This is a genomic window from Methylobacterium sp. 174MFSha1.1 (assembly GCF_900116815.1).
In the GTDB taxonomy this organism is placed as follows: Bacteria; Pseudomonadota; Alphaproteobacteria; order Rhizobiales; family Beijerinckiaceae; genus Methylobacterium.
The window spans coordinates 19,667-43,382 of record NZ_FPCB01000017.1; the positions used below are offsets into that span (position 1 = coordinate 19,667).

20 protein-coding genes are annotated in these 23,716 nt (G+C 67.0%); 10 read left to right on the forward strand and 10 right to left on the reverse strand.

The window, feature by feature from the left end; all coding sequences use genetic code 11:
- The first annotated feature begins 98 nt into the window (after positions 1-98).
- The 7 genes from BM430_RS15600 to BM430_RS15630 all read left to right on the forward strand — a co-directional run bounded on the left by BM430_RS15600 (position 99) and on the right by BM430_RS15630 (position 8,147).
- Positions 99-347, forward strand: a complete 249-nt coding sequence (locus BM430_RS15600; protein WP_093568181.1) for a hypothetical protein — start codon at positions 99-101, stop codon at positions 345-347.
- A gap of 563 nt (positions 348-910) precedes the next feature.
- Positions 911-2,431, forward strand: coding sequence for an ATPase domain-containing protein (locus BM430_RS15610; RefSeq protein WP_093568183.1), 1,521 nt, complete (start codon positions 911-913; stop codon positions 2,429-2,431).
- A 2-nt stretch (positions 2,432-2,433) separates the two neighbouring features.
- On the forward strand, positions 2,434-4,476 hold the full coding sequence (locus tag BM430_RS15615; RefSeq protein ID WP_177303062.1) for an ATP-binding protein: 2,043 nt from the start codon (positions 2,434-2,436) through the stop codon (positions 4,474-4,476).
- A gap of 739 nt (positions 4,477-5,215) precedes the next feature.
- Positions 5,216-5,425 (forward strand): cold-shock protein, encoded by a 210-nt coding sequence (locus BM430_RS15620; protein WP_048435290.1) that lies wholly within the window; start codon positions 5,216-5,218, stop codon positions 5,423-5,425.
- 741 nt (positions 5,426-6,166) lie between these two features.
- Positions 6,167-6,364 (forward strand): hypothetical protein, encoded by a 198-nt coding sequence (locus BM430_RS35285; RefSeq protein ID WP_082173245.1) that lies wholly within the window; start codon positions 6,167-6,169, stop codon positions 6,362-6,364.
- A gap of 67 nt (positions 6,365-6,431) precedes the next feature.
- Positions 6,432-6,617, forward strand: a complete 186-nt coding sequence (locus BM430_RS34045; RefSeq protein WP_143132048.1) for a hypothetical protein — start codon at positions 6,432-6,434, stop codon at positions 6,615-6,617.
- A 93-nt stretch (positions 6,618-6,710) separates the two neighbouring features.
- Positions 6,711-8,147 (forward strand): ATPase domain-containing protein, encoded by a 1,437-nt coding sequence (locus BM430_RS15630; protein WP_093568185.1) that lies wholly within the window; start codon positions 6,711-6,713, stop codon positions 8,145-8,147.
- A 333-nt stretch (positions 8,148-8,480) separates the two neighbouring features.
- Here BM430_RS15630 and BM430_RS15635 read toward each other — a convergent pair whose 3' ends face one another.
- From BM430_RS15635 to BM430_RS15680, 10 genes are all read right to left on the reverse strand, one after another.
- Positions 8,481-9,110, reverse strand: coding sequence for a tyrosine-type recombinase/integrase (locus BM430_RS15635; protein WP_093568186.1), 630 nt, complete (start codon positions 9,108-9,110; stop codon positions 8,481-8,483).
- 438 nt (positions 9,111-9,548) lie between these two features.
- Positions 9,549-10,616, reverse strand: coding sequence for a DNA polymerase IV (gene dinB, locus BM430_RS15640; protein WP_093568187.1), 1,068 nt, complete (start codon positions 10,614-10,616; stop codon positions 9,549-9,551).
- 648 nt (positions 10,617-11,264) lie between these two features.
- Positions 11,265-12,230 (reverse strand): amidohydrolase family protein, encoded by a 966-nt coding sequence (locus tag BM430_RS15645; RefSeq protein ID WP_093568188.1) that lies wholly within the window; start codon positions 12,228-12,230, stop codon positions 11,265-11,267.
- Positions 12,231-12,264: 34 nt separating this feature from the next.
- On the reverse strand, positions 12,265-13,209 hold the full coding sequence (locus tag BM430_RS15650) for an amidohydrolase family protein (protein ID WP_093568189.1): 945 nt from the start codon (positions 13,207-13,209) through the stop codon (positions 12,265-12,267).
- An 8-nt stretch (positions 13,210-13,217) separates the two neighbouring features.
- Positions 13,218-14,135: an SMP-30/gluconolactonase/LRE family protein gene (locus tag BM430_RS15655; protein WP_093568190.1), complete on the reverse strand. Its 918-nt coding sequence runs from the start codon at positions 14,133-14,135 to the stop codon at positions 13,218-13,220.
- Positions 14,136-14,166: 31 nt separating this feature from the next.
- Positions 14,167-15,441: an MFS transporter gene (locus BM430_RS15660; RefSeq protein ID WP_093568191.1), complete on the reverse strand. Its 1,275-nt coding sequence runs from the start codon at positions 15,439-15,441 to the stop codon at positions 14,167-14,169.
- Between the two features lie 80 nt (positions 15,442-15,521).
- A complete protein-coding gene (locus BM430_RS15665; protein ID WP_093568192.1) occupies positions 15,522-16,196 on the reverse strand; it encodes an RraA family protein in 675 nt (224 codons plus the stop codon).
- A 246-nt stretch (positions 16,197-16,442) separates the two neighbouring features.
- A complete protein-coding gene (locus tag BM430_RS15670; protein ID WP_093568193.1) occupies positions 16,443-17,357 on the reverse strand; it encodes a DUF1932 domain-containing protein in 915 nt (304 codons plus the stop codon).
- Positions 17,358-17,380: 23 nt separating this feature from the next.
- Positions 17,381-20,434 (reverse strand): D-2-hydroxyglutarate dehydrogenase YdiJ, encoded by a 3,054-nt coding sequence (locus BM430_RS15675; protein ID WP_093568194.1) that lies wholly within the window; start codon positions 20,432-20,434, stop codon positions 17,381-17,383.
- 17 nt (positions 20,435-20,451) lie between these two features.
- Positions 20,452-21,711 carry an MFS transporter gene (locus BM430_RS15680; protein WP_244539510.1) on the reverse strand — a complete coding sequence of 420 codons (1,260 nt, stop codon included), beginning with the start codon at positions 21,709-21,711 and terminating at the stop codon, positions 20,452-20,454.
- Between the two features lie 267 nt (positions 21,712-21,978).
- On the opposite strand from BM430_RS15680, the gene BM430_RS15685 reads away from it, so the two are divergent.
- The 3 genes from BM430_RS15685 (at position 21,979) to BM430_RS15690 (ending at position 23,660) form a co-directional block, all read left to right on the forward strand.
- Entirely contained in the window at positions 21,979-22,680 is a 702-nt protein-coding gene (locus tag BM430_RS15685; protein ID WP_093568196.1) for an IclR family transcriptional regulator, read from the forward strand.
- A 278-nt stretch (positions 22,681-22,958) separates the two neighbouring features.
- Complete coding sequence (locus BM430_RS35565) at positions 22,959-23,087, forward strand: hypothetical protein (protein WP_280142279.1); 129 nt, start codon at positions 22,959-22,961, stop codon at positions 23,085-23,087.
- A gap of 285 nt (positions 23,088-23,372) precedes the next feature.
- A complete protein-coding gene (locus BM430_RS15690; protein WP_093568197.1) occupies positions 23,373-23,660 on the forward strand; it encodes a hypothetical protein in 288 nt (95 codons plus the stop codon).
- Positions 23,661-23,716: the final 56 nt, after the last annotated feature.

Consider the following 23,716-nt stretch of genomic DNA (forward strand, 5'->3'; position numbering starts at 1 on the left):
GGGCGGCTTGCAGGGCTGCGCTGCGTTTCGGGGCCGGATCAATCTTCGGTCGTGGCGGGTTGACGCCGTGCCGCATCTGCCGCGGTGCGGAGCGAGACATGATCAACCTGTTGCTGTCCTCGATGATGCTCGCGATCGAAGCCCAGAAGGTGGTCGAGCTGCGAATGGTCCGGCTGGTCCGGGGCGGTCCCGAGGGGTGGGCCGAGGCTCAGTCGATGGTGACGGAGAAAGTCTCGGCGGCCGGCGAGGCGATGGTGACGCTCTCGTCCGGCGGGTCGCCCGAGACGGTGGTCGCCCGCTACCGCGAGCACGTGGCGGCGAACACCAAGCGGCTCGCGGCGCCATGACCACCTCGGGAGTATCCGCCTCAGGAGTGACCGCAACGAGCGTCGCGATGAACGCGCAGCGCCTGGTGGAGACCGAGCACCGACTGACCCTCGCCGATCGCGCGTGGCGGGCCGAGGTGCAGCGGCTCCATGGGCCCGACGGCGTCCTGCTGCACGGCTACGGCCCCCTCGGCAGGGGTGAACCAGGGACGCCGCAGCGTATGGCGTACGAGGCCCGACGAGCCGCCGTAGCGGCTTGGCGGCAGGTCAGGACCCGCGGAATTTCCGCGGCATGATCGCCGGACGAACGCGTACGCTCGCCCTTCCTCCGGCATCCGTCGCCGTGCGAACGAGCCGGGCAGGGTCGCTTGCAGACCCTCGGAGCGTCCGGACCTCGGGTGGCTGACCGCCGGACGGTCGTCCGTGGAATCTCCAGGGATGTATCCTGACACCCTCACTCGGCGTATGCCGCGTTCTCCGGTACTCCCGACATACCGTTCGCGAGCACCCACGAGGGACCGGAAGGACCGCCGCCGTGCCGGGCGGCGGTCTCCACCGGCCCCAAGGAACCTGGACCCTCCGCGATGACCGAACCCGTAACGCGCCGGACGCCCGGCAAGGAGCCCCGGATCTCGACCGGCGTGCCCGGTCTCGACGACGTTCTCTGCGGCGGCCTGACCCCGAGCCGGCTCTATCTGCTGGAGGGCACCCCGGGCACGGGCAAGACCACCATCGCGCTCCAGTTCCTCCGCGAGGGGGCGGCCCGCGACGAACGGGCGCTCTACGTCACCTTGTCCGAGACCTCGGACGAACTCCGCGCCGCCGCCGCGACGCACGGATGGTCGCTCGACGGCATCGACCTCTACGAGCTCGTCGACGAGATGGGCCTCGATCCCGACAGCGAGCAATCGATCCTGCATCCCTCCGAGCTCGAACTCGGCGAGACCGTCAAGGACGTCATTGCCCGCGTTGGCGAGACGAAGCCCGACCGGGTCGTGTTCGACAGCCTCTCGGAGCTGCGTCTGCTCGCTCAGAACCCGCTGCGCTACCGGCGTCAGATCCTGGCGCTCAAGCGGTTCTTCGCCAAGCGCGCCTGCACGGTGCTGCTGCTCGACGACAAGACCTCGGAGACGGGGGATGTCCAGCTTCACAGCATCGCGCACGGCGTGATCTCCCTGGACCAGATGGCGCGCGAATACGGGTCCGAGCGGCGACGGCTGCGGATCGTGAAGATGCGCGGCATCAAGTTCAGCGGCGGCCACCACGATTTCGCCCTGGAGACCGGCGGCATCCGGGTGTTCCCGCGCCTGATCGCGTCCGAGCACCACGCGGCCTTCGACCCGGTGGCCAAGTCCACCGGGTCGGCCGAGCTCGACCTGCTGCTCGGTGGCGGCCTCGTACCCGGAACCAACATGCTCCTGCTCGGGCCCTCCGGCGTCGGCAAGACCACGACCGCGGTCCGGTGCATGAAGGCGGCGCTGGAGCGCGGCGAGACGGCGACCTACTACCTGTTCGACGAGGGACTCGCGACCCTGATGACCCGGGCGGCCACGCTCGGCATGGATCTCAGACCACATGTCGAATCCGGGCGGCTGACCATCACCCAGATCGACCCCGCCGAGGTCTCGCCGGGCGAGTTCGCCACCATGGCCAGGGAGGCGGTCGAGAAGCGCGGGTCGTCGGTCGTCGTCATCGACAGCCTCAACGCCTACCTGCACGCGATGCCGGGCGAGGAATTCCTGATCCTGCAGATGCACGAGTTGCTGAGCTACTTCAACCAGCAGGGCATCACCACCCTGCTGGTCCTCGGCCAGCACGGCGTCGTCGGCGAGGTCCGGACGGATGTCGACCTGAGCTATCTCAGCGACGGCATCCTGCTGTTCCGGTTCTTCGAGGCTCAGGGCATGGTTCGCACCGCCCTTTCGGTGATGAAGAGCCGGGTCAACGCGCATGAGCGCACCATCCGCGAACTGAAGCTGTCCGAGGGCGGCCTCGAGGTCGGCCAGGCGCTCGAGGACTTCGAAGGGGTGCTCACGGGCCTGCCGGCCTACCGGGGCAAGGTGGCGATGCTGACGGGCCAGGCTCCGGCGGGTGGCGAGGCGTGAGCATGCCGGTCGCGCACGAGGAGCGCATCCTGATCCTGGCGCCGCGGGGGCGCGATGCCGCAGTGATCGGGCAGGTGCTCGCCGGGACCGGCACGCCCGCACAAGCCTGTCCCGACCTGACGGGCTGGCTCGACGGCCTGCGGGCCGGCGCTGGTGCTGCCCTCGTCACCGAGGAGGCGCTGGAAGGTGACCTCACCGACCTCTTTGCGTGGCTCGATGCGCAACCGGCTTGGTCGGATTTCCCCTTCATCGTGCTGGCGACCCGCCAGGCCGCCCGCCGCTCCGAGCGTGCGTCGCAGCGGCTCGCCCGGCTCGCCAATGTCGTGCTGCTCGAGCGCCCGGTGAATGCCGAGACGCTCGTCAGCGCCGCGGCCTCCGCCCTTCGGGCGCGCCGCCGCCAGTACCAGGCTCGTGAGCATCTCCTGGAGCGCGAGCGGGCTCAAGCGCAGCTCCGGCTCGCCAACGAGGATCTCGAGCGGCGCGTGGCCGAGCGCACGCGGGAGGTCGAGACCGCTCACGAGACCCTCGCCTTCGCCCTCGACGCCGCCGGCATGGCGTCCTGGGACCTCGATGACCGCACCGGCGCGGCGCGGCGCTCGCCCCGCTTCGACGCCGTCTTCGGGTACGGCGAGGCGGGCCCGCACTGGGACAGAGAGAGCCTGATCGCGCACGTCGTCGAGGAGGACCGCGACATCGCCGAGCGCGCTTTCGCGGCGACCCGCGAGACCGGCACGCTCGACCTCGAATGCCGCATCCGGCGCGCCGACGGACAGGTGCGCTGGATCGCGCTCAGGGGCCGAGTCCGCGACGAGGGCGATACGGCGACGCGGATCGCCGGCATCCTGATGGACCGCACCGACCAGCGCTCCACCGAGGAGGCTCTGCGCCAAGCCCAGAAAATGGAAGCGATCGGGCAGCTCACCGGCGGCGTGGCGCACGACTTCAACAATCTGCTCACCGTCATCGTCGGCGGGCTCGACATGATGCTGCGTCGGCCCGAGCAGGTCGAGCGCGTGAAGCGCCTGGCCGAGGCGGCCATGGGCGCGGCGAGGCGCGGCGAGCAGCTGACCCAGCAGCTTCTCGCCTTCTCCCGGCGCCAGATGCTGCGGCCGCAGACGCTCAACCCGAACCGGCTGCTCCTGGACTTCAAGCCACTCGCCGAGCGGGCGGCCGGCGGAGCCGTCGCGCTGGCCTTCGACCTCGATCCCGCGATCGATCCGATCCGCATCGATCCGGCCCAATTCGAAGCGGCGGTGCTCAACCTCGTCGTCAACGCGCGAGATGCGATGGAGGGACGGGACGGCCCCGCCCGCATCGCCGTGACGAGCCGGAACATCCACCTCGGTACCTCGGCCGTCGCCGACAAGGGGGTGCCGCCCGGTCCCTACGTGACGGTGTCGGTCACGGACACCGGCAGCGGCATCCCGTCCGACGCGCTCCCGCGCGTGTTCGAGCCCTTCTTCACCACGAAGGAGGTCGGCAAGGGAACGGGGTTGGGCTTGAGCCAGGTCTACGGCTTCACGCGCAGCGCCAACGGCTTCGCACGCATCGAGTCCGAGGTCGGGCGGGGCACGACGGTCAGCCTGTGCTTCCCACGCTCGACCGATCCAGCCGGCGAGGAGCTTGGGACCGGGCCGGTCAGCGCCATTCCACTCCGCCGAGCCGGCGCGGGCGAGACGGTGCTGCTCGTGGAGGACGACGAGCCAGTGCTCGCCATGGCTGTCGAGAGCCTGGAGGAACTGCGGTACCGGGTGGTCGTCGCACGCAACGCCGCGGAGGCGCTGGAGCACCTCAGGGGGGTGGAGCGCATCGACATCCTGTTCTCGGACGTGGTGATGCCAGGCGGCATGAACGGCTCGCAGCTCGCCGTCGAGGCGCAACGGCTCCGTCCCGGCATCAAGGTCCTGCTCACTTCGGGCTATGTCGCCAATCTCGACGAGGGGCAGGTCATCGGGCGCGGCGAGCTGCCGGTGCTGAGCAAGCCCTATCGCCGCGACGAACTCGCCCGCTCGCTCCGGCTGGTGCTTGGCGGCGAAAGACGCTGAAGGCGTCACCAATGACGATCCGGTGCCAGCCTTCGGAGATGCCTCCACGATCGTCATCCAATTATTTTCTGATGTATTATATTTTTATGTGAAAGACCGTAAAATAATCAATCTAGCGGATGAAGCTATGGCTTATCATTAAACACGCACTTAAACAGTGCCGCAAACAATAGTCAAACATGCCTGAAAACAGATCGGCTTGATCTCATCACCGGCGTCTCATTGATCAAAAATGAGTTACAGCTTCGACATATCGATCGGCATATGATCATCAATGCTCCGCGATCGCGCCAGAATAGGTAGTAAAACTTGGTTTTATCCCCATCAATGACGTTACAGTGCAATGCAACGCAGCCCTTTTCTTTCGATAGGCTACCGAGCTCCTATGACGACATCGATCGGCGAGGAGATCGGCCACGGCGCGAAGAGGCCCGACGAGGCAGAGGGTACAATCATGGCATCTTATGTCGAAGCGGACAGCTGCGCGATGAGGCCACCTTTGCAAGATTTCGTATTAGAAAACCGAACGCGCAAAAAGTTTTTTCTCTGCGCCCTTGCTAATTCGCCTGATCCGAACCATATGAGACGAGCTGATCATTGGCCGGATTGCCGGGCTTTTCGTTCCGCTTACCCCGGGCGTCCGCTCTGTTATTCTCTCCAGATCTGCCGATAGTCGGAGCTTTAGCGACGCTGTGGCGCGCTGAGTTCATGAATGCACCTGGGAAATATGGAGATGACGATGAGCGTCGGCACCGTGAAATGGTTCAACGTGCAAAAGGGTTTCGGCTTCATTCAGCCGGATGATGGCACCAAGGATGTCTTTGTCCACATCTCAGCAGTCGAGCGGGCTGGCATGCAGACCCTTACCGATGGACAGAAACTCTCTTACGAAATGGAAACCGATCGCCGCAGCGGCAAGCAGTCTGCCGGCAATCTGCAATCGGCATAGAATTCACTATATTGGGGTGAGGGCATATTTGTCCTCACTTCCATCGCTTAAAGTTAAGGCGTAGTAGATTTTTAAGCAAAAAAGCGACGTGAATTTTGAGAAAGCCTATAATTCGTTCTCTGCGTTGTAGCAATCAAGCTGTCGCCGCTTCTCGGCAATCGATACTCGCAATAGTTTGGCGACCAGCATCGCGGCGTCAACTATCCGATCGCACCTACTGCGATCACTCGGTCCACGAACCGCACTGACACGCCTCAAGCCGGTTTTTGTCCCCAATCCGATCCCTCGTCAGGAACCGAGCCTGAGCCATGGGCAAATGCAATGAAGCGCCTCTGGGTGAAAGGCTGGGTTCCGCCTCCGCGGCACGTCAGGCCTTGCAAGCCTGGTTTCAGGCGGGGAGCGCCGAGAACGACCTGGCCTCTGCGGCCAGGCAAGCCGAACGGCGGGCAATCTTCGCAGCGAGAGCTATTCGTCTGGCCGAGCGAGAGAGAGAAAGAGCCGCTTGAAAAGCAACTCGGATTATCCAGGAGGCTGGAGCAGAAGCCCAGCAAGTGCGTGAGCGCGAGCTTGCGGCGGCTGGGAAAATGCGGCGTGCTTCCGATGCCGCAGTCGCTAAAGTTAAGCTGTGTGCCGAACAGAAATCCGCGCGAGATGCCCGCGAAGCGCAAGCTCGGATGTGGTTGCAATGCATTTTGGCGGAACTAGCAGATCTTCCCGATCATGAACAAAGGATCAAGTCACGTGTCCCATAAATTCAAGCTGCGCCAACAAGTCCGCATGGTTCAAGGTGGCTTCTCTGACAGGTTGACGAGCAGCGGAGATACTTTCGAAATCGTGCAGCTCATGCCAGAGGATCGGAGTGGGGAAGCGTCGTACCGTATCCGATCTCGCATGGGAGATCGCGCTGTCAGAGAAAGTGAGATTGCCGCTATTTTCTAGTGAATCAAGCCAGCGATGCGGTAGATCATAGCGTTTATAATATATAACTTATCGGGAGAAAATTTTCATGGCAAAGAATTTCATCACTGGTTCAGCGCGCAGTCCTTCCAATGAAGAATTTCGTCGGCGCATTGAAAAATTAACGGAAATGCCCTCATACGCTGGGCTTCCGGCAAATAAGCATAAACAAAAATCCTGGAAAAAGCCATTTGCATGGCAGCCGCGGGAGCGTCCTTTGGACGGCACCGGATAAGCAATTTAACATATCCTGAAAAATGGATGGCTTATTTGTCCTTCTACCCTGCAAGCGCCGTGGTGAAGCTCACCATGCTCTGAAAGTATTCCCATGCCCACTCAGCGCGTCGATGCCTCCCCTGTCGCAACAGGGGCACTCGGCCTCGACACCATTCTGGGGGGCGGCTTCGCGGCCAACCGTGCCCACCTGGTCGAGGGGCGGCCGGGCTCAGGCAAGACCACGCTCGCGCTGCAATTCCTCCGCGACGGGGCACGGCTCGGCGAGCGCTGCCTCTACATCACCCTCTCGGAGAGCCGGCGCGAGCTCGCCTCCGTCGCCTCCCGCCACGGCTGGTCGCTCGACGGCATCGAGATCTTCGAGCTGGTGCCGCCCGAGCTCAGCCTCGACCCGCGCCAGCAGCAGAGCCTGGTCCATTCCTCCGACCTCGAACTCGGCGAGACCGTGCGGCTCGCCATCGCGGAGATCGACCGGATCAAGCCGCAACGGGTGGTGTTCGACAGCCTGTCGGAGATCCGCCTGCTCTCGCAGAGCTCCCTACGCTACCGCCGCCAAGTGCTGGCGTTGCGCAGCTATCTCCTCATCCACGACACCACTGCGCTCCTCCTCGACGACCTCACCGTCGACCAGTACGACCTCAATTTGCACAATCTCTGCCACGCGGTGATCCAGCTCGAGCAGCTCGCCCCCCTCTACGGCGGCGAGCGCCGGCGCCTGCGGGTGATCAAGATGCGCGGTACGCATTTCCGCGGCGGCTACCACGACTTCGTCATCCGCCGCGGCGGCCTCGCGGTGTTCCCGCGCTTGGTCGCGGTCGAGCACGGCCATCCCTATGAGGTCGACCGCCTCAGCAGCGGTAATGGCGCCCTCGACGCGCTGCTCGGCGGCGGCCTCGACCGGGGCACCAGCACGATGCTTCTCGGCCCCTCCGGCGTCGGCAAGTCCTCGACCGCGCTCGCCTACGTAACGGCGGCGCTGGCGCGGGGCGAGCGCGGGCTGATCCTGAGCTTCGACGAGCCGACCGGGATCCTGATGCGCCGGGCTGCCGGTCTCGGTATGGACATCGCGGATGCGGTCGCGGAGGGGCGCCTGCGGGTCGAGCAGATCGACCCGGCGGAGGTTTCGCCGGGCGAGCTCGCCGCCATGGTGAGCGACGCTGTCGAGCGCGAGGGCGTGCGGCTCGTGCTGATCGACTCGCTCACCGGCTATCAGAACGCGATGCCGGGCGAGCAGTACCTACTGCCTCAAATGCACGAAATCCTGACCTATCTGAACCAGCAGAGGGTGACGACGCTACTCGTGTTGGTCCAGCACGGCTTGGTGGGACAGATTTCGGCCGCGATTGATCCTACCTACCTTGCTGACACCCTACTTTTGTTTCGGTTCTTCGAGGCGGATGGGCACTTGCGCCGGGCGGTGTCGGTGATCAAGAAGAGGATCGGACCGCACGACGACACCATCCGGGAATTCTGGATTGATGCTGATGGACTTCACGTCGGCAGACAACTCATAGATGCATTGTGGCAGTGAGCGTATGTTCGTTGTCGCTTCTCTAGAGTCTTATTATCAGTATAAAGAATATATATTGCTTCGAACATAATTTAAGATATCGAAATCATACAACTGATACGTGGCGCTAATATATCGTATAATGATTCTATTAAATTGACTTTATCTGCCAAATCTGTGTGAAATATACATAATTCTGTTATTGAATATTTTTATGCGCAAATGAATGTCTGGTAAAAATGAACACCGGACGTTCCCAATCCGAAAGCGAATGTCCGCAAGGGGTCAATTTTGAACCCTGAAAGCAAACCTCCTTCCTGAAACGCCGCGGCCAAGTCGACCGCGGCGTCCAACTCATATCTCGGTCTGTTCAGACAGGATCAGCGCGTCATCGACTTCGATGCCGAGGTACCGCACCGTGCTCTCCAGCTTGGTATGGCCAAGCAGCAGTTGGCAGGCACGGATGTTGCCAGTACGTTTATAGACCAGTGCGACCTTCGTTCGCCGTAGGCTGTGCGTGCCGTAGGCTGCGGGGTCCAGGCCGATCAAGGCGACCCACTGGTCAACAAGCCGACCGTAGTGTCGCGTCGTGAGGTGCTGACCACGCCGAGAGCGGCTCGGGAACAGCCAGTCGCCTGCTCGTAGGCTGCGCGAAGCCAGCCAATCCGCAAGTGCCTCGCGTGTGGGCTCGGTGATCTCGAAGGGCACCGGCCTTCCGGTCTTCTGCTGGCACACCGTCGCGCGGAGGCGGACTGCATCGCCGAGGTGAACGTCGCTTACGCGTAGGCGAACAAGATCGCACCCACGCAGCTTGCTATCGACGGCAAGGTTGAAGAGGGCGAGGTCTCGCGTGCGGTTGGCGAGCTGCAAGCGGGTTCGCAAGGCCCAGATGTGCTTGGGCTTCAGAGGTGGTTTCGGTCCGACAATACGGCCACGGTTCCAAGGAACACGCGTGGTAGACGGAATGGTTGAGGTTTCCTGCATGACGAGCTCCTGGATTGAGGAGCAAGTCAGGAGACATCTGCCGATGCCGCTGAGCCTAATGCTGATGGCGGTTTGGTTCTGCAAATGCCGAGAAGAGAGTCGCGGAAGCTGATCGAGCAGCTCAGACCCGATAGTGCATCGATGAAGGCGAATGCACTCTTGCAGCCTATGACCGACTGCCCAGGTCCCCTCCCCTTCCGCTCCGCGGGTACGCCCGCAACCATGTGCAGGTACGTGACCATGCCTCAATGGACCCGAACCATGCCTCCAACGGACATGCAGACGGTCGCACACTGAAATCTTGACAGTGCTCGCAGCCAGCATGCCACCTGTTCGGTAGGCGCCAGGAGTTCGCCCCCGGCTTGTTCTGGGAAGTCAGGTCCGCGACGAACCTTACAAGCCCCGTCGCGCCGGTGGCGCGTTGGACGTCCGACCTTGTCACAAGGAAAGATCGAGCTGCTGTGCCTCGTCATCACCGGACGGTGCCTGCAGCGAAGAGAGCCCTGCACCGATCAGCCGCACGCTCCGGCGCAAGGGAAATGCCTCGCGCAGCAGGCCGAGGCTGACCCCTTCCAGCGTCGCGCGGTCCTCCAGCGCAACCGGCAGCGAACGCGCCCGGGTGATCTGGGCAAAGTCCGAGAACTTCAGCTTAAGCGTGACGGTGCGCGCCACAACTGCCTTCGCGGTCGCCACCGCCCACACCTTGTCGAGGCATGGCTGTAGGCGCTCGGCGAGCACCGCGTACTCGCTCGTATCCTGCGAGAACGTCGTTTCTGCGCCGATCGATTTGCGCTCGCGGTGCGCCCGCACCGGTCGCTCGTCGATGCCACGCGCCACTTGGTGATAGTAGTCGCCCGCGCTGCCGAAGGCCGCCCGCAACTCGTCGAGTGAGCGTGCCTTGAGATCGGCGCCGGTCTGAATACCCAGGCGCCACATCTTCGCCTCGGTCGCCGGTCCGACGCCGCGAAACTGGCCGATGGGGAGACCCTCGACGAAGCTCGGCCCCATCGCCGGTGTGATGACGAACAGCGCGTCGGGCTTCCTGTGGTCAGAGGCAACCTTGGCCAAAAACTTGTTGTAGGACACGCCCGCCGAAGCGACGAGCCCAGTTCGAGCGAGGATCGTGGCGCGGATGTCCCTCGCGACCTCGGTCGCGGTCGGCAGGCCCTTCAGGTTCTCAGTGACGTCGAGGTACGCCTCGTCGAGCGCCACCGGCTCGATAACAGGCGTGTGCTCCTCGAACACAGCACGGATCTCGGACGAGACGGCCTTGTAGGCATCGAAGCGGGGCCGCACGAACACGAGGTCGGGACAGAGCCGGCGCGCGGTGGCCGACGGCATGGCCGAGCGGACACCGAAGCGCCGTGCCTCGTAGCTCGCTGCCATCACGACGCCGCGCTCGCGCGAGCCGCCCACCGCCAGCGGCCGATCCCGCAAGCTTGGGTCGTCGCGCTGCTCGACGGAGGCATAGAACGCGTCCATGTCGATGTGGATGATCTTGCGCATGGGCGTGGAGCTGAAACCGCATCCCCTGTTGGCGACACGCGCGCGGTGCCAACTGCCTCGAAGTTCAGCGTTTGTTCCTGCTCAAGCATGTGCGGTCAAGGGGCCGTAGGCCGATACCAACCCGGATCGGCGCTTCAGTCCTCAACAGCCAGTGTCCAAAAAACCTGACAGGCAATCGAATGCCTGGAAAACGCTCGGAACCGAGCTTTCGCCTCGCGCGCCGCGAGGGACAGCTTAGTGTCACTGTCTGCAAGACCCTCTCATCGTCATCGGTCCCCTCCCCTGCCCTGGCATATTTCCAGCCGCCACACGCAAGGCAGTGACGATGTTGCGGCGGAGCAGGGGCATGGATGCTGCGCAGTTCTTTGGCGGCGACCGAACCGCCCGCATGATGTCGGAGGCCACACCTCGGTCCGTTCGGCTCCGCGCCAGTTCCGGACCTTCGGCGATCGCGCTGAGAATCGCTGCTCAACGCTTGATAGCGGATCTTCGAAGTCGGTCGATCGCGCGTCTCGAGCTCGGATGTTTCCGAGTCCGAGGCGAGATCGCACCGCCGGAACCCGCCACTGTCCCTCGACCGTCGGCCCGGGACCAGTCACGCAGCGGCGCGGGGATCAAGGATCCCACGCCTCGCTGAGGGCTCGCCGCTCAGGACCTGCCGAAGCCGTAAAGCGTCGCCGGGTTTTCGACGAGGATGCGCCGCCGCGCGGCCTCGCCAGGAGCCCAGTCGGCGAGGAGGTCGAATAGGCCGGCATCGTCCGGCATGTGCTTCTCGCCGCGATGTGGCCAGTCGCTGCCCCAGACCATCCGCTCCGGCGCCGCCGCCGCGAAGAGCTTGGCGACCTCGGTCGCGTCCGCATAGACCGGCGGCCCGCTCGTGGTGTTGAGGTAGGCGCCCGACAGCTTCATCCAGGTCCGGCCGCCATCGAGCAGCTTGCGCACGACCGGGACGGCGCGGTGGTTCAGCCCCTGCCCGGGCAGCAGGCGGGCGAGATGGTCGATGACGAGCGGGGTCGGCAGGCGCGCCAGGACCTCGGCGTGGTCGGCGATCTGGTCGCCGGTCATGTAGACCTGGACGTGCCAGCCGAAAGGCTGGACTTTCCGGGCCATCGCCTCCAGGCGCTCGGCCGTGGTGACGCCCCAGGATTGTGGGGTCACGAAATTGACACGGATCCCGACCGCGCCGCGGGCTGCCATGTCTTTCAGTTCGCCCTCCGTGACGTCGAGATCGACGACCACGACGGCGCGGGCTGAGGCGCCGAGCTGCGCCACCCCGTCAAGGGTGGCACGGTTGTCGATGCCGTAGGTCGACGGGGTCACGACGACGGTGCGACTCGTGCCGATCCGCTTCTGGAACAGACGGTAGGCCGCGACGTCGCTGTCGACGACCGGCTGTCCCTTCCAGTGCGGCGAGGCGGGGAAACGCGTCGAGAAGATGTGGATGTGCGAGTCGCAAGCCTGCGCCGGCACTTCGGTCTTCGGCCTCTCGGTGCCGGTGGAGAACGGCACGGTGCCCTCTGCCATGGCGGGATCGCCCCGTAGCCCCATGGTCGCAGCCGCGCCGAGTCCGGCGGCCCGCAGGATGTCGCGCCGCGACAGGTCGAAGGTCCTCACAGCATGTCCTCCCACTGAAAATCGGTGGCCGGGCTCAGAAGCCGTAGAGCCGGGCCGGGTTCGTCACGAGGATCTTGGCCTGCATGGCCGGATCGGGCGCCCACTCTGCCAGGAGGTCGAGGAGGCCCGCATCGTTGGGCTTGGCGTCGGCCGGTGAGGTCGGATGCGGCCAGTCGGAGCCCCAGACCAGCCGCTCGGGGGCGAGCGCGACGTAGGCGCGGGCGAGCCGGCCGCGATCGGCGTAAAGCGGTGGGCCCGATTTCGACAGGATGTAGGCGCCGGTGAGCTTCACCCAGGCGCCGCTTTTCGCGATCAGGTCGGCGATGACCCGGAAACCCGGATGGTCGGGCCCGGCGGGTTCGGGCAGATGGCCCATGTGGTCGAACACCACCGGGACCGGCAGACGCTCCAGCACCTCCTTCAGCTCGACGATCTTCTCGCCCTCGGAGACGAGCTGGATGTGCCAGCCGAGATCGGCGATCTTGCGGGCGACCGGTTCGAGATCGGTGATCGGGGCGCCGCCCGGGAGCCGCGTCCCGAAGCGCACGCCGCGGATGCCGGCCTCGTCGAGGCGGCGCAGTTCCTCGGGAGTGACGCTGGCATCGAGCATCGCGACGCCGCGGGCGCTCGGCCCGAAGGCTTTCAGCGACTCCACCAGCAGCCGGTTGTCGGTGCCGTAGGTCGAGGGCTGCACCACGACGTTGCGGGTCAGGCCGAGCCGGCGCTGCAAGCTCTTGTAATCCTCGACGCTCGCATCCGGCGGCCGCAGGGTCGCGGCCGGCGCCGGGGGGAAGCGGGCATCGTAGATGTGGTGGTGGCAGTCGGTGGCGTTCGCCGGCACCGCGATCCGGGGCTTGTCGGTGCCGCCGGACCAGCGCACCGCCTGGGCGGCGGCCGGGCCGGCGCCGAGGGCGAAGCCGGCCGCCAAGGAGCCAGTTGCCAGGAGCGCGAGGTGGTCGCGCCGCGTCATCGTGCTCATCGGTGCGCTCATGTGTGGGAGAAGAGAGGCTGTCCGGGAGCCGGCATCGGCGCCGTGAGGATGCTGCCGGTGGCGGATTCGGTGATGAACAGGGTTTTTCGGTCCGGCCCGCCATACGCGACGTTGGTGGTCGAGAGGCCGGCAGGCGACCTCACACGCAGCAGCGGCTCGGCCACCGGCGAAAGGCGCCAGATCGAGCCGAAGCCGGTATGGGCGACGATCAGGCAGCCCTCCTCGTCGAGGGCAATGCCGTCCGGCCCGCCCATTCCGCCATGAAGCTGCGCGAACACCCCGACCTTCGACACCAGCCCGCTCGTGCCGAGCGGGATGCGCCAGATCTGCTGCGCGCGGGTCACCGCGACGAACAGACTCTTCATCGCGGTATCGACCACGATGCCGTTGGGGCTCGGCACGGTATCGATCAGGCAGGTCAGCTCGCCGGAGGGGCGCAGGTGGTAGACGCGGCCGGTCGGGTCCTGGAGACCGGTCTGGCCCTGGTCGGTGAAGTAGAGATCGCCGTTCGAAGCGAAGGTCAGATCGTTGACGCCTCGGAAGCCCTCCGAGCCCGCGGTCTCGAGGAACGGCGTCACCGATCCCGTATCCGGATCGAGCAGCATGATGCCGTTCTTGTAGCAGGTGATGAAGATCCGCCCGTCGCGGTGGATCTTCAGACCGTTCGGCCAGCCGCCATATTCGGTGACGAGGTCCCAGGCCCCGTCCGGCGCGACGCGGAAGATGCGGCCGTGCGGGATGTCGGTGACGTAGAGCCGGCCCTGGCGGTCGAAGACCGGACCTTCGAGGAAGGAGTCGATCGCCTCGCCGCCCCGGTTGGCGTTGGCCCAGGCTGTAGGCTTTCGCACGCGGTAATGGTCCGGCAGGCGGGTGAAGATCTCAGCCGTAATGGTCGGCGGGGGAGCGAAGAACATCGGGCGCCTCGAAAGGGTTAGGACCGTGCGATCAGGCCGGGACCGCTTGCGCTCGCACGGAGCGGGCGTGCGAGCGGCTGATCATCACGACGCTGAGGGCGGCCGCCAGGTCGAGGAGCGCCACCGGGAGAAGGCCCAGCGCGAAACTGCCGGTGGCGGTCTTCACCAGGCCGACGACGTTCACCATCAGGCCGCCGCCGATCAGGTTGGCGATGGCGTTGATGCCGGCGAGACCCGCCGCCAAGGTGCCGGCCGAGAGCCAGCCCGCCGACAAGGCCCAGAACGGCCCCTTGAAGGCGTAGGCGCCGACGAGGGCGAACGACACCGCGACGATCGTCAGGGTGATGCCGCCCGCGAGGTTGAGGAAGGCGAGGCCGAGGCCGGCGAGCAGCAGCGGGATCGCGGTGTGCCAGGTGCGCTCGGCCCGGCGGTCGGAATGGCGGCCCCACAGGATCATCAGCACCGTCGCGATGCCGTAGGGCACCGAGTTGACGAAGCCGGTCTGGAGGTTGGTGAGCCCGAACGACTTAATGATCTGCGGCTGCCAGACCGAGAGCGTGCTGCCGGTGGCCGAGGCGCCGGCGCAGACCAGCGCCATGGTGAGGAAGTACTTGTTGCGCATCAGCCCCCAGAGCGAGATGTGGCCAACCGGGGTCTTGCCCGCCGCCTCCTCGGCGAGGCGGGAGACCAGCCAGTCGCGCTGCTCGGGGGTGAGCCAGGTCGCGTCCTTCGGCTTGTCGGTCAGCACGAACAGGCAGGCGATGCCGAGAAGCACCGTCGGCAGGCCCTCCAGCACGAACAGCCACTGCCAGCCCTTGAGGCCGAGGAAGCCGTGCAGTTCCAGCAGCGAGACCGACACCGGCGAGCCGAGGAAGGTCGCGAGCGGGATCGAGACCGTGAAGGTGGCGAGCACGCGGGCCCGGTACCGGCCCGGCAGCCAGTAGGTCAGGTAGAGGATCGCCCCGGGGAAGAACCCGGCCTCCGCCGCCCCTAGGATGAACCGCATGACGTAGAGCGAATGCGGCCCGGTCACGAGGGCCATGCCCATCGTCACCAAGCCCCAGGTGATCATGATCCGGGCGATCCAGCGTCGCGCCCCGACGCGCTGGAGCGCCAGGTTGCTCGGCACCTCGACCAGGAAGTACGAGACGAAGAACAGGCTCGCGGCGAAACCGAACATCGCCGGGGTCAGCCCGAGGTCCTGGTTCATCTGCAGGGCGGCGAAGCCCACATTCACCCGGTCGAGCAGGGCGAAGAAGTAGCAGACCATCAGGAACGGCACGAGCCGGAGGATCACCCGGCGCATGGTCGTTGACTCGAGGGTCTGCGGCTCGTCTGTTGCGGCGCTCACGTCCCGTCCTCCCAATTCTTGGTTGTGTGCGTGGTTCAGAGGCCTTCGCAGCCGGCCTTCTCCAGCGCGCGCTCGACCCAGGAGCGGTCGACGGTGCCGGCCCGGATCGCCGCCATGGTCTTGGCCTCGCCCTGCTGCTTGGCGTTGGCGGCGGCGTAGACCGCCTCGACCTGGTCGAAGGGCACGCAGACGACGCCGTCGTCGTCGCCGACGATGAGGTCGCCGGGCGCGATCACCATCCCGTCGAGGGCGATCGGCACGTTCATCTCGCCCGGCCCGTCCTTGTAGGGCCCGCGATGGGTGACGCCGGCGGCAAAGACCGGCAGGGTGTTGGCGCGGATCCACCCGAGATCGCGCACCGCCCCGTTCAGGACCACGCCGGCGACGCCGATCTGTTGGGCGTGGCCCAGCATCAGTTCGCCCATCAGCGCGTTGGTGAGATCGCCGCCGGCATCGATGACGAGGACATCGCCGGGCTTGGCGCGGTTGAGCGCGGCATGGACCATCAGGTTGTCGCCGGGCCGCGTCCGCACCGTGAGGGCGACGCCGCAGAGCACGCCGCCGCCATGCATCGGGCGCAGGCGCGGCCCGGCATGGACCATGCGGCTCATCGAATCGCTGATGTTGGCGACCGCAATGGCCTTGAATTTCTCGACCGTGGCGGCGTCGACTGTGCGGGTGCGGGGATGGATCTTGAAGCCGATGGGCATGGGGGTGTTCCGGAGTTGAGAGCGTTGGTTTCGCTCAAGGCATCTGACATCCACCGCGTCATTCCGGGGCCGCGAAAGCGGAGCCCAGAATCCAGACGCTCAAGTGGGAGACAAGAAGGCGGACAGCGTTCCGCTTTCTTCTGAAAGAACTGCGGTTCTGGATTCCGGGCTCCGCTTTCGCGGCCCCGGAATGACGAGGAGGGTGTAAATTCTGTCGGCGGATAACCGTCGCTGAACGATCCCGAATCAGTTCGGCTTCACCGCCTTCAACCCCGCCTTCTCGGCCATCGCGTCCAGTGCTTCCTGGTAGGTGGCCGGCACGACGCCCTTGAAGTGGTCCTTGAGCCCGAGGCTCTCCTTCCAGCGCAGGCGCTGGGCGATGGCCCGGGCCATGATCGGCTCGACGCCGGAATCGGCGACCGCCTCGGCCGACATCTCCAGTTCCTCGGCGCGGCGCTTGGCGTGGATGACGCCGGACGGGGTCAGGCTCTGCACCGTGTCCATCCAGGGCCGGGCCAGGGTCTTCGAGGCGGAGGCGAGCACCACTTCGTCGATGCCGTATTGCCGGGCGGCGAGCAGCATCTCGTCGTGCAGGGCCTCGATGCCCTTGATGAGCACCGAGCGCAGGATCTTGATGCCCGACGCCGTGCCGAGCGCCGGGCCCATGAAGGCGATCTGCATCCCCCAAGGCACCAGCAGGTCGCGCACCCGCTCGCCGGCGGGCCCGCTCGACAGCATCCGCATGGAATATCCGTGGAGCGGCGTGCCCTCGATCGCGCCGTCGCCGAGGAGCGCGCCGGTGGCCGACAGGCGCTCGGCGACGCCCTGCTTCACCTTCGGGGTGGCGGAGGCGAAATCGAGGAAGGTGTGGCGCTCCGAGAGCACCGGCGCGAAGGCCTCGGCGCTGTCGAGGGAGGCGACGCCCGGCGTCACGCTGACGATCAAGTCGGCGGCCTCGGCGAGTTCGGCGTTCGAGCGCACGAGGGTGACCCCTGCCTCCCGCGCGCGGCCCTGGATCAGGTCGGCGTAAGGCCCGTCGAACGCATACTTGTCGTAGCAGGCGATGGTTTCCAGGCCCGCCCCGCGCAGGCCCGCGCCGAGGGTGCTGCCGATCTCGCCGTAGCCGACGAGGCCGAACCGGAATTGCGTGCGCTCGGTCATGGATAACTCCTGTGATGTCGGGGTCAGTGCGCCGCTGCCGTGAGGCGGGGCGCGGGGATCGTCGTGGCAAGGTGGTCGCGCAGGATCTCGACTGGGTGCGGCAGCCGCACGCCATCGACGATCTTGGCTTGCGAGCGGCACGAATAGCCGTCGGCGAGGAGGCGGCCGGTCCGGCCCTTGTCGGCCACGGGCTTCGCCCAGCTCAGGCCGTAGATGCGCTCGGAGGTCGCCCGGTTCTCGGCCTCGTGGCCGTAGGTGCCGGCCATGCCGCAGCAGCCCGAGGGCAGCACCGCGAGGGAGAGGCCGAAGGTCCGAAAGACCGTCGCCCAGGCCGTCACGGCGGCTTGCGCCGTCGCCCGCTCGGTGCAGTGCGGCAGCAGCCAGTAGGGCTCCGCGTCGGGGTCAGTCGCGCGGGCGTCGAGGCGTGCGGCGAGCCATTCCTGGACCAGCGCCACCTGCGGCAGCTCGCGGCCGGGCAAGGCCTGCTTGTACTCGGAGCGATAGGTCAGGGTCATCGACGGGTCGAGGCCGACGAGGGGGACGCCGGTCGCGGCGATCCGGCCGAGACCCTCGGCGTTCGCGGCGGCGACCCGTTCGAACCGCCCGAGAAAGCCGTGGACGTGCAACGGCTTGCCGTTGGGCCGGAAGGGCGCGAGCCAGGGCCGGATGCCTAAGCCGATCAACAGGTCGAGGAGGGCCAGCAGAACCGGCGTATCGTAGTGGCTGGTGAAGGCGTCCTGCACCACGACGACGCTCGCCAGCCGCTCGGCCGGCGAGAGCCGCGCCAGGACCTCCGGATCGGCGAAGGCCACGCCGCGGCGCGCCGTCTCGCGCCGCAGGTCGAGCCCGGACAACGTCGGCGCATGGACGAGGCCGACCGCCCTCCCCGCCCCGAGCTTCATAGCGGCGTTGACGAGACGCGGGGCCCGGGCGAACCAGGGCGCCAGCGGCTCCAGGGCCGCGACCGCGTGGTGGCGCAGCGGCCGCAGGTAGCGGCCGTGATAGAGTTCCAGGAACTTCGCCCGGAAGGTCGGGACGTCGACCTTGATCGGGCATTGCCCGGTGCAGGACTTGCAGGCGAGGCACCCGGCCATCGCCTCGTGGACCTCGTGCGAGAAGTCGTCGTCCCGCCGCCGCAGGGTCGCGGCGAGGCGGGCCGGGAAGGTGCGCCAGCCGGGGCGGGTCCGCGACGCGCGGGCTTCCGCCAGCGGGTCGAATCCCTGCACCGCCAGCCGGCGCAGCCACTCGCGCATCAACTGGGCGCGGCCCTTGGGCGAGTGCCGGCGCTCGCGCGTGCCCTTCCAGGACGGGCACATCGCCTCGTCGGGATCGTAGGTGAAGCAGGCGCCGTTGCCGTTGCAGTGCAGGGCCTCGTCGTAACCCGCCCGCACCTCGGCCGGAATCGCCCGGTCGTGGCTGCCCTTGGTCGGCACGCCGTCGATGGTGAGAAGGCTGCTGCCCTCCGGCGCCGCGATCTTGCCGGGGTTGAACTGGTTCCCCGGGTCGAAGGCGGCCTTCACCGCCTGGAGCGCCGGGTAGAGCGGGCCGAACACAACCGGCGAGAACTCGGAGCGCACGCCCTTGCCGTGCTCGCCCCAGAGCAGGCCGCCATAGGCTTGCGTCAGCGCGACGACCTCCTCGGTCACCGCGCGCACCAGGCTCTCCGCGCCCGGCGCCTTCATGTCGATCGCCGGGCGGACGTGCAGCACGCCGGCATCGACGTGGCCGAACATGCCGTAATCGAGGCCGTGGCGGTCGAGGACGGCCCGGAACGCGGCGATGAAGTCGGCGAGGTTCTCGGGCGGGACTGCGGTATCTTCCACGAAGGCGATCGGGCGCGCCTCCCCGGTCCGGTTGCCGAGAAGGCCGACCGCCTTCTTGCGCATGGTCCAGATCCGGCCGATCTCGGCCTCAGCCCGCGCGATCGTGTAGCCGCGCCGCCCCGCGACGGGTCCGGCCGCGTCGAGCAGGGCGGTCAGGCGGGTCAGCTGTGCTGCAACCACCGCCTCGCCGTCGCCGACGAACTCGACGAGGTTGACGCCGCGGGCCCGCTCGCCCGCATCCTCGGGGAAGAAGGCGGCGACGCCGTCCCAGACCGGATCGCCCTGGGCGAGCGCCAGCACCGTCGAATCGATCGTCTCGATCGAGGCCGGCGCGAGATCGCTGAGCGCCCGCGCATCGCGGAGCGCCGCGTCGAAGCTCGCGTAGCGCAGGACGACCAGGGCCGCGTGGCCCGGCAGCGGCAGGACGGCGAGCGTGGCCTCTACCAGGAATCCCAGCGTGCCCTCCGAGCCGCACAGGACCGCGTTGAGGTCGAAGAGACCGTCGGCACGCCGGAGATGGGCGAGGTCGTAGCCGGTGAGGCAGCGGTTGAGGGGCGGGAACGTCTCGGCGATGAGCGCGGCGTTCTCGCGCTGGATCCGGTCGAGGTCCCGGTGGATGGCGCCGGCCCGGTCGCCCCGCGCCTGAACTCCGGCGAGCCTGGCCGGGTCGAGGGGTTCGGAGCGCCAGACCGTCCCGTCGGAGAGGATCGTGGTGAGCGCCCGCACGTGGTCGCGGGTCTTGCCGTAGAGGCACGAGCCCTGGCCGCACGCGTCGGTCGAGATCATGCCCCCGATTGTGGCGCGGTTCGAGGTCGAGAGTTCCGGGGCGAAGAACAGCCCAAAGGGTCTGAGCGCCGCGTTGAGCTGGTCCTTGACCACGCCGGCCTCGACCCGGACCGTGCGGGCCTCCGGGTCGATCGCCAGGACCCGGTTCATGTGCCGCGACAGGTCGACCACGAGCCCGTCGGTGAGGGACTGGCCGTTGGTGCCGGTGCCCCCACCCCGGGGCGCGATCCGCATCCCGGCGAACCGGTCCTCGGAGAGCAGCTTAGCGATCCGCACGAGGTCGTCGCGGTCGCGCGGGAAGGCCACCGCCTGCGGGGTGAGCTGGTAGATCGAGTTGTCGGTCGCCAGCACGGTGCGGTCGGCGCCCGACAGGGAGAGATCGCCGGCAAAGCCCCGCGCCCGCAATTCGGCGCAGAAGGCCGCGTGGAGCGGCGCCGTCTCGGGGAGGGAAGCGAGGCGCGGGATCATGATGGCAGCACCCCGGATCAGGCCGCGACCGCGACGGGCCCGTCGGCCTGCCGGACCTTGCGGCCGAAGGCGAGCATCAGGACCGCCCCGACCAGCAGGCAGGCGCCGACCGCGACGAGGGGCGCGGTGAACCCGCCCGAGAGGTCGCGCACCAGGCCGATCATGTACGGCCCGGCAAAGCCGCCGAGATTGCCGATCGAGACGATCATGGCGATCCCGCCGGCCGCCGCCCGCCCGGTGAGGAAGCCGGAGGGCACCGCCCAGAAGGTGGCGACGAAGGAGTTGATGCCCATCACCGCCACGCAGAGCGCCGCGATGGTGAGAACTGGCGTCGGCGTGACGGCGCTCGCCACCAAGGCCGCTGCGCCGACGAAGAGCGAGATCGCCGGGTAGATCGTCCGATCGCTGCCGCGATCCGACATCCGGCCCCACACCACCATGGCGACCGCGCCGCAGACATAGGGGATTGCCGTCACCACCCCGACGAGGGAGGTGGCGAGACCGAGCTGCTTGATGATCTGCGGCAACCACAGGCCGATGCCGAGGGATCCGACGATAGCGCAGAAGTTGATGCAGGCCAGCATCAGGACGCGCCAGTTCCGCAGGGCTTGAGCCAGCGTCATCTTGTGCTTCTGCTCGATCGCCGCCTTCTCGGCCGCGAGCTTGGCGACGAGGGCGTCGCGCTCCGCCGGCGACAGCCAGGCCGCCTTCTCGGGCCGGTCGGTCAGGACGAACAGGCAGGCGATGCCCAGAGCCACCGCCGGCACCGCCTCGAGGATCAGGAGCCACTGCCAGCCCTTGAGGCCGAACCCTTCGAGCTGGATCAGCGCGCCGGAGATCGGCGAGCCGACGATGTTGGCGACCGGGATGCCGAGCAGGAACAGGGCGGTCGCCCGTGCCCGCACCGCGGAGGGAAACCACAGGCTCAAGTACAGGAAGACACCCGGCACGAACCCGGCCTCGCCCAAGCCCAGCAGGAAGCGCGCGATGCCGAACTGCACCGGGCCGGTGACGAAGGCGGTCGCCGCCGAGACCAGGCCCCAGGTGATCATGATCCGGGCGATCCAGATCCGGGCCCCGACGCGCATCATGATCAGGTTGCTGGGGATCTCGGCGATGAAGTAGCCGAAGAAGAACAGGCCGGCCCCGACGCCGAAGGCAGTCGCCGTGAGGCCGATATCCTTGTTCATCGTCAATGCGGCGAAGCCGACATTCACGCGGTCGAGGTAGCTGATCACGTAACAGACGAACAGGAACGGCAGGATCCGCCACATCATCTTGCGATGCAACGCTGCCTCGTCGACCGCACCCGGTTGTGCGAATGCCGGCCGTGCCGGTCCTGCCCGTGTCATGACGCTTGCTCCCTGCCGTTTTTGCAACGGCGTTTCATTTTGAGTAGCGGCGTCGCCCGGACGGGTCAAGCGCACCGAATCCTGCGCAATTGCCGCAGGCGGGGCACGGCCGTTCGGGTCGTTTGGCGGCAGCCCGCGGCGCCGCTAAGGGATGCGACCGCGAAGCCCGCAAGACCCGTGAGAGTAAAACGAGTGCCGAAAGAAGCCCGACCGAGACCCAAGCTCGAAGGCGTCGCCTCGGCCGAGCGGGTGCTGACCGTCCTGACCGCGTTTCAGCGCGGCGACGACGCGCTCGAACTGACGGAGCTCGCCCGGCGCACGGAACTCGTGAAGAGCACCATCATGCGGCTGTGCATCTCGCTCGAGAAGTTCGGCCTGATCGAGCGGCTGGACGACGGGCGCTACCGCCTCGGCGTCGAGGCGGCGCGGATCGGCTCGGTCTACCAGCAATCTTTCGCACTGGAAGAACGGGTGGTCCCGGTGCTGGAGCGCCTGGCCGCCGAGTCGATGGAGACGGCCTCCTTCTACATCCGCCGCGGCAACCAGCGGCTGTGCCTATTCCGGGCCGATTCGCCCTACCCGCTGCGCATGAACGTGCGTCCGGGCGACATGCGGCCGATGGACCGGTCGGCCATCGCCCAGGTGCTGGCAACCTTCGGCGATCGGGTGGATCCGGCAGCGGCGCCCGAGCTGCCACTCTACACCTCTGGGATCACCGATCCCCACGTCGCCTCCATGGCGATGCCGATCTTCGGTGCCGGGCGCCGGCTGATCGGAGCCCTCGCGCTGTCCGGCCCGTCCTCGCGCCTCAGCACCGAGCGGGCCGGCCTCCTGGCGCCGAGGCTCCGGGACGCCGCCGAGCGCCTGTCGGTCGAGCTGGGAGCGCAGATGTGAAGCGAGGTACGGCCGACCGTAAACGTCGCCGCAGCGAAGGTCCGGATTGTGCTGCCTTCCGGACGTGGTCGCCAAGGAGGCGGAGAAGCGGCTTAGGGTCAAAAGCTCGTACATCGATTGCAGAGGGAGCCCCGCTGGCTACCTCGGCCTGAACCAGTCCGGCGGTCTCTCGGCGCGCCTGGGATCGGCCGGCAAGGCGAGCACCGAGGTCGCCGCGCAGACCGTCCTGACGCTGGCCGTCGGCGGTCGGCACGGTCGTCTACGGCGCCGGCAAGCCGGTGACCACGTTCACGACGACCGGCGGGCAGCCCTTCCTCGTCAATCAGGGCGACGTCGTCACCCTCGTGGCCCCCGCCACCCAGGACGCCGCCCTCGCGGACCTCGTCGGCTACGTCGCCGTGCAGTGACCGCGAGCCCCGGAAATCCGCCCATGAGTTCGGCCCTGGGCGGTCTGATCTTTCGTTACAGTCCCATGATGCGGCGTTATCCGGCGAGGAGGTAACGGGGCGCCGAGACAGGCATACGAACACCTTGCCCTGAGAGCGCTGTCGTCGGGGGCGTACGAACGGGACGGAAAACCGGAGCCGTCCACAGGGGCCAGGGTCTCGGTAATCACACCAGCACGAGGAGGCTGGACATCGATTCCGGGATCCCGATCTCCTGGACGTGCCAAGCCCGAGGAGGTCGCCCCGATGCCGTCTTACCATACCTCCGCCCGCGACGTAGCCGACAGCTTCGACACCGTCCTGACGACGGGCGCCCTTGGCCTCGGGTCGGTCCTGATCTCGCAGAAGCTCGACCGCGACGCGGCCTACCGCGAGGCCGCTTCCATTAGGCAGGCGACGGCCCGCATGGCCTACAACCGGGTCATGGCCGAGCACGCCTTCGCCGAGGCCGAGCGCCGTGCCCTGGCCGAGGACGACCGGCGCCGGGTCGCCATCCAACTCCGGGCGCTCGCCGCCAAGCGCGCCCGGGGCTGAGAAGGGCGCACCGCGTGCCATCGCGTGCGCAGCGCGGGTCAGGATGTGTGCAGCGG